This window comes from Sphingomonas sp., from assembly GCF_039594485.1.
Classification (GTDB): Bacteria; Pseudomonadota; Alphaproteobacteria; order Sphingomonadales; family Sphingomonadaceae; genus Sphingomonas.
Genome location: NZ_JBCNNI010000006.1, coordinates 86,885 through 99,370, shown reverse-complemented (window position 1 = coordinate 99,370; position 12,486 = coordinate 86,885). Strand labels below are relative to the sequence as shown.

General features: G+C 66.7%; 12 protein-coding genes. 4 read left to right on the top strand and 8 right to left on the bottom strand.

All coding sequences use genetic code 11. The features are described from left to right. Positions 1-130: 130 nt before the first annotated feature. Positions 131-586: a hypothetical protein gene (locus ABDV78_RS04195; protein WP_343525961.1), complete on the bottom strand. Its 456-nt coding sequence runs from the start codon at positions 584-586 to the stop codon at positions 131-133. Positions 587-763: 177 nt separating this feature from the next. Here ABDV78_RS04195 and ABDV78_RS04190 point away from each other — a divergent pair, with 177 nt between their 5' ends. Beyond that, positions 764-1,621, top strand: coding sequence for a class I SAM-dependent methyltransferase (locus ABDV78_RS04190; RefSeq protein ID WP_343525960.1), 858 nt, complete (start codon positions 764-766; stop codon positions 1,619-1,621). Between the two features lie 63 nt (positions 1,622-1,684). Continuing rightward, entirely contained in the window at positions 1,685-2,206 is a 522-nt protein-coding gene (bfr, locus tag ABDV78_RS04185) for a bacterioferritin (RefSeq protein ID WP_343525959.1), read from the top strand. 101 nt (positions 2,207-2,307) lie between these two features. Here the strand turns inward: bfr and der are convergent, their stop codons facing one another. The 5 genes from der to ABDV78_RS04160 all read right to left on the bottom strand — a co-directional run bounded on the left by der (position 2,308) and on the right by ABDV78_RS04160 (position 7,153). Beyond that, a complete protein-coding gene (gene der / locus ABDV78_RS04180) occupies positions 2,308-3,681 on the bottom strand; it encodes a ribosome biogenesis GTPase Der (RefSeq protein WP_343525958.1) in 1,374 nt (457 codons plus the stop codon). A gap of 79 nt (positions 3,682-3,760) precedes the next feature. Next, positions 3,761-5,083: a PQQ-binding-like beta-propeller repeat protein gene (locus ABDV78_RS04175; protein WP_343525957.1), complete on the bottom strand. Its 1,323-nt coding sequence runs from the start codon at positions 5,081-5,083 to the stop codon at positions 3,761-3,763. Next, the gene (locus ABDV78_RS04170) at positions 5,080-5,781 is read right to left on the bottom strand and encodes a tetratricopeptide repeat protein (protein WP_343525956.1); all 702 of its coding nucleotides are present in this window, start codon (positions 5,779-5,781) and stop codon (positions 5,080-5,082) included. The genes ABDV78_RS04175 and ABDV78_RS04170 overlap by 4 nt, the downstream gene beginning before the upstream one ends. A 109-nt stretch (positions 5,782-5,890) precedes the next feature. Further along, positions 5,891-6,760, bottom strand: a complete 870-nt coding sequence (gene panB / locus ABDV78_RS04165; protein ID WP_343525955.1) for a 3-methyl-2-oxobutanoate hydroxymethyltransferase — start codon at positions 6,758-6,760, stop codon at positions 5,891-5,893. 48 nt (positions 6,761-6,808) lie between these two features. Then, the gene (locus ABDV78_RS04160) at positions 6,809-7,153 is read right to left on the bottom strand and encodes an ArsC family reductase (protein ID WP_343525954.1); all 345 of its coding nucleotides are present in this window, start codon (positions 7,151-7,153) and stop codon (positions 6,809-6,811) included. 166 nt (positions 7,154-7,319) lie between these two features. On the opposite strand from ABDV78_RS04160, the gene ABDV78_RS04155 reads away from it, so the two are divergent. Next, positions 7,320-9,374: an NAD(+) synthase gene (locus tag ABDV78_RS04155; protein WP_343525952.1), complete on the top strand. Its 2,055-nt coding sequence runs from the start codon at positions 7,320-7,322 to the stop codon at positions 9,372-9,374. A gap of 109 nt (positions 9,375-9,483) precedes the next feature. Continuing rightward, positions 9,484-10,128 (top strand): GntR family transcriptional regulator, encoded by a 645-nt coding sequence (locus ABDV78_RS04150; protein WP_343525951.1) that lies wholly within the window; start codon positions 9,484-9,486, stop codon positions 10,126-10,128. Positions 10,129-10,144: 16 nt separating this feature from the next. On the opposite strand, the gene ABDV78_RS04145 is transcribed toward ABDV78_RS04150, so the two are convergent. Beyond that, on the bottom strand, positions 10,145-11,416 hold the full coding sequence (locus tag ABDV78_RS04145; RefSeq protein ID WP_343525950.1) for an NAD(P)/FAD-dependent oxidoreductase: 1,272 nt from the start codon (positions 11,414-11,416) through the stop codon (positions 10,145-10,147). 17 nt (positions 11,417-11,433) lie between these two features. Further along, entirely contained in the window at positions 11,434-12,438 is a 1,005-nt protein-coding gene (locus ABDV78_RS04140; protein ID WP_343525949.1) for an NAD(P)-dependent alcohol dehydrogenase, read from the bottom strand. Positions 12,439-12,486 lie beyond the last annotated feature (48 nt).

The window sequence follows — 12,486 nt, the reverse complement described above, 5'->3', positions numbered from 1 at the left end:
GGTCCTCAAAAGCGGAAAGGAAACGAAGCGCGGGCCTTGTTTTGCGGCAGGGCGAAGGCCGCGATCCCGGCCCCATTTGGTGGGCGTCCTTCGTGACCGGGGTGTGCGGATCGGTCGGCATCATGCTGGATCATTGCAGCATCCGTCCTCCCGGTTGGCTGAGCGTCATCGCCAGCATGATGCGGGTCGAACAAATCGCACAGTCGAGTGCGCTGGCCGGACCGCGGGCGCAGTCGATGCAGTTGCGACGACGCATCGAGCCATCAAGCAGGCCGAGCAGCAGTCGCTCGTCGGGCGACTGCGCGCCCTCTCCCACTGCGATACAGCGGCCAAGCGCGGCCTCGCATAGCGTCAGATAGCTGTCGAACACCGGCGCCAGCATCTCGCAGCGATGCGGCACAAGCATTCGGTGGAGTGCCTGCTGAACCGGCTTGCCGTCATCGCGGGCGTGACGCCAGCACCGAGTCGCGGCCGTGAGGAGCCGCGCGGTTTCGAAGGGCGCCCCCGTTGGCGGGATGAAGGTGGGCAGGCTCATGCCGCCCGCTTCGGGACCGATCGGCCCATAGCTGCGAGACAGCCGCCCCATGCCGCGCCGAAACGGATTGGTGGCTTGATCTGTATCGATCGGCTCTGGGATCGGCTCTGGCGTTGGGTCATCCCTGGTTTCCTCGACAGTCGGGCACGAGCGGCCTTTCTTGTTGCGAGCCAATATCCTATATGATAATGCTTCGCAATAGGAGTCGCTATGTCAAATGGGAATGTCTTGCAACGCGCGGACTGGAACGGCCAAAGCGGGGAGCGCTGGGCCGCCAATCAGACCCGGCTCGACCAGATACTGTCCGCCTTCGGCGAGGCGACGATCGACGCGGCCGCGCCCTTGCGGGGCGAAATCGTGCTGGACATCGGCTGCGGCGCGGGGGCGTCGAGCTTCGCGCTGGCCGACCGCGTCGGGCCGCAAGGCCATGTCCGGGGCGTGGACATCTCGGAACCGCTGATCCTGCGCGCACGGGAATTGACGCCGGCCGGAGCGCCGGTCGCTTTCGAACTTGCGGACGCCGCCCGTACCTCGCTGGCCGAGGGCGCTTTCGATCTGCTGTTCTCCCGCTTCGGCGTCATGTTCTTCGACGATCCCGCCGGGGCCTTCGCGCATCTGCGCCGCGCCTTGACGCCGGGCGGGCGGCTGGCCTTTGTCTGCTGGCGGGAGGCGAAAGAGAATGACTGGGTGCGCCTGCCCATGGGCGCGATCAAGGCGATCGTTCCGCCTCCCTCGCCGCCAGATCCCGAAGCCCCCGGCCCCTTTTCGCTTGGGGACAGGGAACGGATCTTCCGCATTCTGGGGGCGGCGGGATTTGTCGACATCGTCGTCACCCCCTTCGACGGCACGATCCCGTTCGGCATGGGCGAGACGCGGGCCGCGGCGATCGAGAACGCGCTGGAGATGGCGTTCGAAGTGGGCCCTTTGTCCCGCGCGCTGGCCGATCAGCCCGAAGCCATTCGCACCCGTGCGGCCGATGCGGTCCGTGCCGCCTTCGCCGAAAGGCCCGGCGACCGCGCGGTGATGATCGACGGCGCCGCCTGGATCGTCACCGCGCGCAATCCGGCCGACATTCCCCCGTCATGAAATGAGGCTTGCGATTTGCTTCGTCCCGTTCTTAGGGTGGCCAAAACCATCAAGGAACAGGTTATGGCAGCAAAGGGCGACCCCAAGGTCATCGAATTTCTGAACGAGGCACTCAAGAATGAGCTGACCGCGATCAATCAGTATTTCCTGCATTATCGGCTGCTTGATCACTGGGGCGTCTATAAGCTCGCCCAGTTCGAGTATCACGAATCGATCGACGAGATGCGCCACGCCGACTGGCTGGCCGAGCGAATCCTGTACCTGGACGGCCTGCCCAACTTCCAGTTGCTTGGCCGCCTGCGCATCGGCGAGACCGTCGAAGAGGTGCTCAAGGGCGATCTGGCGATCGAGATCGAGGCCGTGGCGCAGCTCAAGGAAGCCATCGCCTATTGCGAGGAAGTGCGCGACTATGTCAGCCGCGACCTGTTCCAGCGAATCCTCGCCAGCGAGGAAGAGCATGTCGACACGCTGGAGCGCCAGTTCGAGATGATCGAGCGCATGGGCATCCAGAACTATGTCCAGTTGAACGCCCTGGCGGAGAACGACGCACCCAAGTCGGGCGCGGCACCGCATCTTCAGGGTTGAAGATAACGGGGCGGGCCCAGGCGGCCCGCCCCTGATGCCTGGCGCATCCCATGGCTCCGCTCAGCCGGAGCGAAGCAGAAGGCCAGGGGAACGCCCCCGCCTCAGTCCTTGTTGCCGAAGGGGTTCTTCGGCGCGCGCAGCGTCAGGCGCACCGGGACCGCGCCGAAGCCCAGTTCGCGGCGCATGGAATTCACGAGATACCGCTCATAGCTGGCCGGCAACTGATCCACCCGCGTCCCGAAGATCACGAAGCTCGGCGGCCGCGACTTCACCTGGGTCACGTAACGCAGCTTGATCCGCTTGCCCCCGGGGGCGGGCGGAGGATTGGCATCGACGGCACGCTCGAACCAGCGATTCAGCTCGCCGGTCGGCACCCGCTTCGACCAGGCGGCGCGCGTCTCGAACGCCGCCTCGATCAACGTGTCGAGCCCCTTGCCGGTCGCCGCCGACACCGCGAGCAGCGGCACGCCCTTCACCTGGCTTAGCCCATCCTCCAAAGCCTTCTTCACGCCGTTGAACAGCGAGGAGGGATTTTCCGCCACGTCCCATTTGTTCAGCGCGATCAGCAGTGCGCGGCCCTCTTCCAGCACGCGGTCGGCGATGCGCAGGTCCTGCGACTCCAGACCCAGCGTCGCGTCGAGCAGCAACACCACCACCTCGGCGAAATCCACCGCGCGCAGGGCATCGGCGACCGACAGCTTCTCCAGCTTGTCCTGCACCTTGGCCTTTTTACGCATACCCGCCGTATCGATCAGGCGGACCTGGCGGACCTCACCATCGCGGTCGCGCCATTCCCAGTCGATCGCGATCGAATCGCGGGTGATCCCCGCCTCCGGTCCCGTGATCAGCCGATCCTGGCCCAGGAAACGATTGATCAGCGTCGACTTGCCCGCATTGGGGCGACCGACGATCGCGAGCTTGAGCGGGGCGAAGGGGTTTTCGAGATCGCCCTCATCCTCTTCTTCCTCGACCTCGCGATCGATGAAGGGCAGCAGCGCCTCGAACAGGTCGCCCACGCCTTCGCCATGCTCGGCCGAAAGCTGCACCGGATCACCAAAGCCCAGCGCCAGCGCCTCGAGAATGCCCTGTTCGGCCGCGCGGCCCTCTGCCTTGTTGGCAGCCAGCACGATCGGCGTGTCCGAACTGCGCAGCCAGCGGGCGATCTCTTCGTCCAGCGGCATGATGCCCGCACGGGCATCGACCAGGAACAGCGCGACATCGGCCTCGCCGACCGCGGCCTCGGTCTGGCGGCGCATCCGGCCGGGCAGCGTGTCGGGATCTTCATCCTCGTAACCCGCCGTGTCGATAACGCGGAAATCGAGGCCGAGGAGATGCGCGTCGCCTTCGCGCCGGTCGCGTGTCACGCCGGGGCGGTCGTCGACCAGCGCCAGCTTCTTGCCGACCAGACGGTTGAACAGCGTCGACTTGCCGACATTGGGACGGCCGACGATCGCGACGATAGGGAGTTTTGCCATCGCGCTCCGTTAGCGAAAGCCGATGGATTCGTCACGGTGCAAATATTCCGCCCCCGGCCAGCCCGGGGGCGGGGATCGATCACTTATAGGCGGTGATCCGCCCCTTCTGGTCCAGAACGTACAAAACACCGTTCGCCACGATCGGGGGCAGCGCAAAAGGCGTCTTGGTCGTGACCGTCGCCTCCACCGAACCATCGCCGGGGTTGCAATAGACGATCTCGCCCTCGGAATTGGTCAGGATCAGGCGGTTACCCGCCAGGACCGGACCGAACCAGGTGATCGCGCCGACCTTCTTCTTCTCCTTGTGGAAGCGCTGGAGCTGCGCGATCCAGCGGGCCTTCCCGCTCGACCGGGCGAGTGCGACCAGCCGGGCGTCGTCGGTGACGATGAAGATCCACTCGCCCGCGATCCACGGGGTGGAGATGCCCGCGAAATTCTGTTCCCACAAACGCTGGCCGGTCGAGAGTTCCAGCGCGACCATGCGGCCACCCTGGCCCAGCGCGTAGACGCGGCCCTGGTCGATAACCGGCGCGGCGTCGATGTCCGACAGGCTCGACACCGAGGTCGAAATGCTGGTCCGCGACAGCGCATCCTGCCACAGCAGGCGGCCATTCTCGTAACGATAGGCGCTCAGCTCGCCGCTGGAGAAGCCCGCGACGACCGTGCCCTGGCTCGCCGAAGGGGCCGCGACGCCGAACACACCCTGCGTCTCCAGCGTGCCCTGACCCGACCAGACCACCTTACCATCGGCCTGGTTGATGGCGTAAAGCTGATTGTCCTGGGTGAGGACATAGACATTGCCGTTGGCGATCGTCGGCGAACCGCGCAGCGGGCCGCTCGGCTTGACGCGCCACAGGACCTTGCCGTCGGCCGCGTTCGCCGCGATCACGTCCCCCAAGCCATCGGTGGCATAGACCGTGCCCGAGTCATAGCTGGCGCCGCCGCCGAACCGCGCAAGGCGATTCTCGTCGCCCTCGGTGATCGCGGTCGACCAGAGTCGCGACCCGGTATCGGCGGCCAGCGCGACCAGATTGCCCTCGACATCGACAACGAACAGCTTGTTCTCGGCCACCACTGGCGCGGCGCCCAGCGGATCGCGCGCCGAACCGCCGTTGATCGTCGCTTGCCAGCTCCGCTGCGGCTGTTCGGCCAGGGCGAGCTGTCCCATCGACTTGGATGCGTTGCCGCCCGGCTGCGACCATTCGGGATTGGTTTCGGGGGCGGGCAGCAGGACCTGCACGTCGGCGATGGTCTTGTCCGCCTCGACCCCGCCCTCCGACACCAGGATCGGCACGCGATTGCCGACGGTGGGGGTCTTTTTCGGTGCGGACTTGAATACCCCGCAGGCGCCCAGCGCCATCAGCGCGGCCAGCGCCGCCGAGGTACGGAAATGCTTCGTCATTGGGTCTTGGTGTCCTCGCTCTGGCCGACAGCATCGACCCCCAATACGCCGGCCATCTGAACCGCACGTTGCCGAAGCGTATCGGGCACATCCTTGTCGCTGGCAATCTGTCCGAACAACCGCCCCGCCTCGGCGCGCTTGTTCTGGCGCAGATAGGCGATGGCGACCATTTCGCCCGCGCTGCCGAACCAGGCATTGCCGGGCACCGCCAACTGGCCGAGCCGGGCGACCACCACATCGGGCTTCAGGCTGTCATATTCGGCCATGGTCTGGCGAATCAGCGCCAGATCGCGAAACGGCTGCGCCAGCGACGTATCGCCCGCAATCCCCGCGAACAGCGCGGCCGCGCCCTTCTGGTCATTGCGCTGGAGAAGGATATCGGCCTGGGTGAACCTGGCCAGCGTGCGATACGCATCCACGTCCGCGCCCGCCAGCGTCTTCAGCTTGGCCTCGGCGGTCTTGGTGTCGTTGTCGGTCAGCGCGTCATAGGCGGCCTGAAGCTGCTCGCCATCGGTGGCGGCCTGCTGGTGCTGGCGATGCTGCCAATAGAGATAGCCGCCAAAGGCTGCGAGCCCGATCAGGAGGGCCGCGCCGACCACCAGGCCCCAGCGGGTCCAGAATTTCGTCAGCCTTTCGCGACGCAGTTCGTCGTCGACCTCGCTCAAAAAGGCCTGGCTGGATTGGGGCGTTAGGGCCAAGACGGGCTCCGCTATTCTGGATCAGGGCAACAGGAAGTCGCGACCTTTAGCGAGGAGCGCGCCCGGTGGAAAGGGTTCCGCTATTCGGCGGCGCCCAAAGCGGCCCGCATCATGCCTCGGACGCCCGGGGCGCATAGATCTGCTCCTCGCCCGGAAAGCGACGCGCGCGGACATCCTCGGCGTAATTACGCGCGGCTTCGGCGATGCGGTCGCCCATCGTTTCGTACCGGCGGACGAAGCGCGCGGTCCGTTCGAACAGGCCCAGCATGTCCTCGCCGACCAGGACCTGCCCGTCGCACTGGGCCGACGCGCCGATGCCGATGGTCGGACAGGCGACGCTCCGGGTGATCTCGATCGCGATAGGCTCGACCACCCCCTCGATCACGACGGAGAAGGCCCCCGCCTCGGCCACCGCGACGGCATCGGCCACGATCTTCTCGGCCTCTTCCGGCGTCCGCCCGCGCGCGCCGTACCCGCCGAGCACGTTGACCGCCTGCGGCGTCAACCCGACATGCCCCATCACGGGAATGCCGCGCTCGACCAGGAACCGGACGGTGGGCGCCATCGCCACGCCCCCCTCCAGCTTGACCGCCGCCGCGCCGGTTTCCTTGAGCAGCCAGGCGGCATTCTCGAACGCCTTTTCCGGGCTCGCCTCATAACTGCCAAAAGGCAGATCGATGACCACGACCGAATGATAGCTGCCCCGCACCACCGCCGCGCCATGCGCCGCCATCATCTGGAGCGTGACGGGCACCGTCGAGGGCAGGCCATAGATCACCTGCCCCAGGCTGTCGCCGACCAGCAGCATGTCGCAATGCGGATCGAGGAGCTGGGCCGACCGCACGGTATAGGCGGTCAGCATAACCAGCGGCGTGCCGCCCTTGGCGCGACGGATCGCGGGCACGGTCAGTCGCTTCATCGGCGCGGGCGTGGGATTGGCGCGACTCGTCGCGGTGTCGAGCGTGTAGGTCGTTGACATACCTGCGCCTTACTCCCGCCGGGGCGCAGGCTCCACCCCCCTGCCCGATCAGAAGATCTCGGCGTAGCGTTCGGGCTTGAACCCGATGGTCAGCGTGCCATCCCGGTCGAGCACCGGCCGCTTGATGAGCGAAGGCTGCGCCTGCATCAGCCGGATCGCCTTGTCGGCGTCGATGTCCTGCCGATCCGCCTCGTCCAGCTTGCGGAAGGTCGTGCCCGCACGGTTGAGCAGCGGCTCCCAACCCAGCTGATCGACCCAGGCCCGCAAGGTCGCTTCATCGATGCCGTCCGTTTTGTAATTGTGAAAGCGATAGGCGACGCCGTGCTGGTCGAGCCAGGTGCGGGCCTTCTTCATCGTGTCGCAGTTCGGAATGCCGTACAAGGTGATGGTCATGGATCGTTAGTCCTCAGTCATCGGATCGACGCTGCGCTTATCCCACAGTTCGCGAAAATGCTGCAGGATAAGGTCCTCACCTGCCCAGACGATGCTGACCCGTGGGCTAACCCGCGACCGCCAACACAGGGTAGCGCCCCCCTGCCCGGCCCGCTATCCCGGTGGGATGCAGGACCATCCCTTCTACGCCCTTCATTCGCATGGCCTGATCCGGGTCGCCGCCGCGACGCCCGCCGCCTCGGTCGGCGATCCGCTGGCCAATGCGAAGGCGATGCTCGCCCTCGCGCGGCAAGCGGATGAGGATGGCGTCGACCTGATCGTCTTTCCCGAATTGTCGCTGACCTCCTACGCGATCGACGACCTCCATCTGCAAGCCGCGATGCACCGCGCGACCCTGGAGGCGCTGGGCGAGATGGTGGATGCCAGCGCGGCACTGACGCCCGTCATGGTGATCGGGGCGGCGTTGCCACGCAACGGGCGGCTCTACAATTGCGCGGTGGCGATTGCCCGCGGGCGCATCCTGGGCGTCGTGCCGAAGACCTTCCTGCCCAACTACCGCGAATATTATGAGAAGCGCTGGTTCGCGAGCGGCGCGGGACTGACCGGCCTGACCATCGATCTCGATGGGCAGTCCGTGCCCTTCGGCACCGACCTGATCTTCGCCGCCGAGGATGTGCCGGACTTCGTCTTTCATACCGAGATTTGCGAGGATTACTGGGCACCCACTCCGCCATCGACGGCGGGCGCGCTGGCGGGGGCGACGATCTGCTGCAACCTGTCGGCGTCCAATATCGTCATCGGCAAGGCCCGTGACCGTGCGATGCTGGCCGCCGCGCAGTCCGCCCGCGCCGCCTGTGCCTATGTCTATTCTGCCGCGGGGATCGGCGAGAGCACGACCGATCTGGCATGGGACGGTCAGGGACTGGTCCACGAACTCGGCGACATGCTGGCCCAGTCGGATCGCTTCAGCCGAACCCCTGCGCTGACCACCGCCGATGTCGATGTCGAACGGATCGTGCAGGAGCGCTTGCGCTTCGGCACATTCAACGATGCCGCTGCCCTTGCCGGGCACCCGGAGAGCCGGTTCCGCCGCATCGGCTTCGTCCACGCCGCCGAACCGGCCGACCATGGGCTGCGCCGCGCCGTGCCCCGCTTTCCCTTCGTGCCGGACGATCCCGCCCGCCGCGACGAGGATTGCTACGAAGCCTATAACATCCAGGTCGAGGCGCTGGCCAAGCGGCTGGAGGCCAGCCGCGCCAGGACGCTGGTCATCGGCGTGTCGGGGGGACTCGATTCGACCCACGCGCTGATCGTCGCGGCCAAGGCGACCGACCGGCTGGGCTGGACCCGCGATCGCATCCTGGCCTTCACCATGCCCGGCTTCGCCACCAGCGAGGGGACCAAGGCCCATGCCTGGGCCCTGATGCGCGCGCTGGGCGTGACCGCGGACGAGATCGACATCCGCCCCGCCGCGCAGCAGATGCTGGCGGATATGGACCATCCCTTTGCCAAGGGGGAGCCGGTCCATGACGTGACCTTCGAGAATGTGCAGGCGGGCCTGCGCACCGACTATCTGTTCCGACTGGCCAATCATCATGGCGGGATCGTGCTGGGCACCGGCGACCTGTCCGAACTGGCGCTCGGCTGGTGCACCTATGGCGTCGGCGACCAGATGAGCCATTATGCGGTCAATGCGGGTGTCCCCAAGACGCTGATCCAGTTCCTGATCCGCTGGTGCATCCGTACCGGCCAGTATGACGCAGCGACCAACGACGTGCTGGCCGCCATCCTATCGCAGGAGATTTCGCCCGAGCTGGTGCCCGCCGATGCCAGCGGCGCGATGCAGTCGACCGAGGCGATGATCGGCCCCTATGCGCTCAACGATTTCTTTGCGCATCATGTGATCCGTTACGGGCTGAAACCGTCCAAGATCGCCTTCCTCGCCTGGCATGCGTGGCGGGATGCGGCGGCGAGTGGCTGGCCCGCCGACCTGCCGGAGGATGCACGGGTCGCCTATGACCTGCCGACGATCCGCCACTGGCTGGAACGGTTCCTGACCCGCTTTTTCCAGACGAGCCAGTTCAAGCGTTCGGCGCTGCCCAACGGTCCCAAGGTGTCGCCCGGCGGCGCGCTGTCGCCGCGTGGCGACTGGCGCGCGCCGTCCGACGGCACCGCCGCAGTCTGGCTCGCCGAACTGCGCGAGTCCCTGCCACCGGCCTGACAACACATACTTGGCAATCGGGGATTTTCGGAGCTATGCTACCGCTTTGACGCAGCCGTTTTCCCCCAATATTGCAGGCTCCTCCCGGCCTGTCGGCACGAGAGATTGCATGAGCCTTGTCGTTCGCACCCTGTCCGAACAGATCTTCACGATCATTCGCGAACGGATCATCAGCGGTGACCTGCCCGAGGAACAGCCGATCCGGCAGGATGCACTGGCCAACGAACTGGGGGTGAGCAAGATTCCGCTGCGCGAGGCGCTGGCGCGGCTCGAACAGGAAGGGCTGCTGACCAGCCAGGCCAATCGCGGCTTTTTCGTCCGCTCGCTGGCCGCCGCCGAGGCGGAGGAGATTTACGAACTGCGCCTCTCGCTGGAACCCGACGCCGCCGCGCGCGCCAGTCGGGTCGCTTCGCCGACGGATCAGGCGGCGGCGCGCGAGGCGCTGAACGCGCTCGACGTGGCGGCGCGCGACGCTCTGCATGAGGTCGCGCTTCTCAACCGCGCCTTTCATCTGGCGCTGGTCCGACCCCTGGGCGCAGCGCTGACCTTTCAACTGATCGAACGGCTTCAGGTTCTGGCGGAACGCTATGTCGTCCAGCATCTGAAGCCTGCCGGTCGCGAGGATCGGGCACATGAGGAGCATCGCGCACTGCTCGACGCCTGGCTTGCCCGCGACGAGACACAGGTGGCCGCGCTGCTCAGCCAGCATATCCGGGCGACGCTCGCCGACCTGCGCGCCCAGTTGGCGCATTGACCGATCGCCGCGAGGTTCAGCGGCGCACGATCGGCGATGTGATGATACGGGCGCCGCGCCGATAGGTCAGGTAACGCCAGAACCATTGCAGGCTGACGCGGATGCGCTGGGCGAAATTGACCAGCAGCACGACATGCACGATCGCCCATAGCATCCAGGCAGGATAGCCGCGCAGGTGATAACGGCCAAAGTCGAACACCGCCGCATGTCGCCCGATGATCGCGGCATTGCCCCGATTGTGGAACCGGAAGGGAGCCGGATCGCGTCCGCCACCCAACTGCGCACGCAACGCCTTGCCAAGATACCGCCCCTGCTGCTGCGCGACCTGCGCAAGGCCGGGCAGCGGCTTGCCATCCTCGCCTATGCAGGCCGCGACATCGCCGAGCGCATAGACATTCTCCAGCCCCTCGACGCGCAGATCAGGGCCGACCGCGACGCGACCGCCCGGCCCCGGCGGGATGCCGAGCAGCGCCGCCGCCCCGGTCGGGGCGACACCCGCACCCCACAGGATGGTGCGCGCGGGGATGAACTGGCCGCCGGCGGTCAACCCTTCATCGGTCATCGCCTCGACCGGCATGTCGGTCATCACCCGAACGCCCAGCCGCTCCAGCGCGCGTCGCGCATAGTCGGCAAGCGATTCGGGAAAGGCCGACAGGATGCGCGGCCCGCCCTCGATCAGGATCACCCGTGCCGTCTCCGGCCGGATAAGGCGAAAGTCCGACGTCAGCGCGTGGCGCGCCAGTTCGGCGACCGAGCCCGCCAGTTCGACCCCGGTCGGGCCGCCACCGACGATCACGAAGGTCATCAGCGCCTCCCGGTCGGCCGCCCCGTCGCGCTCGGCCTCTTCGAACGCGCCCAGCACGCGGGAGCGGATGATGCGCGCCTCCTCGATCGATTTGCAGGCCGGGGCATGGTCGCGCCATTCGTCATGCCCGAAATAGCTGCTGGTCGAACCGGTCGCGACCACCAGCCGGTCATAGGACAGCGTCTCGCCAGTCGACAGGGTGAGCAGGCGCGGTCCGGTCTCGACCTGCACGACCTCGCCCAGCACGACGCGGATATTGGGATAGCGGCCCAGCAGGTGCCGGATCGGTTCCGCCACATCGGCGGGGGACAGGGCCGCCGTCGCGACCTGATAGAGCAGCGGCACGAACAGATGATAATTGTTGCGGTCGACCACCGTGACGCGGACCGGAGCATTCGCCAGTTGCTGCGCCGCCGCCAGCCCGCCGAAGCCGGCGCCGACGATCACGACATGCGGCCAGTTCGGATCGACGCGGGTGTCCATGCTGCTGCCCCCTTCCCCTACCAGTTGACGGCGATCTTGCCGAAATGCGCGCCGCTTTCCTGATGGCGAAAGGCCTGGGCCAGTTCGGCGAGTGGAAAGGTCCGATCGATCACGGGACGCAAGGGTGTGCCATCCAGCGCGCGGACGAATTCCTGCTGCATCCGGCGACTGCCGACGATCAGACCCTGTAGCCGGGCCTGCTTACGCATCAGCGTGGCGGTGGGGACAGCGCCCTCGATCCCGGTCAGCACGCCGATCAGCCCGATATGCCCACCGATCCGCACCGCATCGATCGACTGGGCCAGCGTCGCCGGCCCTCCGACCTCGATGACATGATCGACGCCTTCGCCCGCCCAATCATGGACCTGGGCACCCCAGTCCGCATGCTTGCGATAATTGACCAGATGATCCGCTCCCAGCGCCCGCGCCTGTTCCAGCTTGGCATCGGACGAGGAGGTGACGGCGACGCTCGCACCCATCAGCTTGGCGATCTGAAGCGCCCAGATCGAAACGCCGCCCGTGCCCAGCACCAGCACCCGGTCCCCGGCCTTCAGCCCGCCATCGACGACCAGGCTGCGCCACGCCGTCAGCCCGGCCGTGGTGATCGTCGCGGCCTGCGCATGGTCATAGCCTTGCGGCGCGCGCGTGAAGGCGATGGCGGGTGCCACCACCGTCTCGCACGCATAGCCGTCGATGCCGTCGCCCGGGACGCGGGTGAAATCGCCGACCCGCGCCGGGCCGTCCTGCCAATCAGGGAAGAAGCAGGAGATGACCGCATCGCCGATCGCGAAGTCGGACACGCCGTCGCCCACCGCTTCGACCACGCCCGCGCCGTCGGACATGGGGATACGGCCATCCTCGGTCGGCATTCGGCCCGCCACCACGCCATAGTCATGATAGTTGAGCGAACTGGCGTGAAGCCGGACGCGGATCATGCCCGGTCCCGGAGTGCCCGGATCGGGCCGTTCCACCATGCGCAGGCGGTCGAGCCCGCCAGGCGCGTCGAGGATCATCGCTTTCATACCGTCGCCTTTTCGCATTCCGTCATCATCGCCCCAACGCAAAGGCGA

Bases quoted from the DNA above. Each gene is read 5' to 3' on its own strand.
- ABDV78_RS04160 (WP_343525954.1), bottom strand. From the start codon at position 7,153: ATGACCATCACCTTGTACGGCATTCCGAACTGCGACACGATGAAGAAG.
- ABDV78_RS04140 (WP_343525949.1), bottom strand. From the start codon at position 12,438: ATGAAAGCGATGATCCTCGACGCGCCTGGCGGGCTCGACCGCCTGCGC.
- bfr (WP_343525959.1), top strand. From the start codon at position 1,685: ATGGCAGCAAAGGGCGACCCCAAGGTCATCGAATTTCTGAACGAGGCA.
- panB (WP_343525955.1), bottom strand. From the start codon at position 6,760: ATGTCAACGACCTACACGCTCGACACCGCGACGAGTCGCGCCAATCCC.
- ABDV78_RS04145 (WP_343525950.1), bottom strand. From the start codon at position 11,416: ATGGACACCCGCGTCGATCCGAACTGGCCGCATGTCGTGATCGTCGGC.
- ABDV78_RS04150 (WP_343525951.1), top strand. From the start codon at position 9,484: ATGAGCCTTGTCGTTCGCACCCTGTCCGAACAGATCTTCACGATCATT.
- ABDV78_RS04155 (WP_343525952.1), top strand. From the start codon at position 7,320: ATGCAGGACCATCCCTTCTACGCCCTTCATTCGCATGGCCTGATCCGG.
- der (WP_343525958.1), bottom strand. From the start codon at position 3,681: ATGGCAAAACTCCCTATCGTCGCGATCGTCGGCCGTCCCAATGTCGGC.
- ABDV78_RS04175 (WP_343525957.1), bottom strand. From the start codon at position 5,083: ATGACGAAGCATTTCCGTACCTCGGCGGCGCTGGCCGCGCTGATGGCG.
- ABDV78_RS04195 (WP_343525961.1), bottom strand. From the start codon at position 586: ATGGGGCGGCTGTCTCGCAGCTATGGGCCGATCGGTCCCGAAGCGGGC.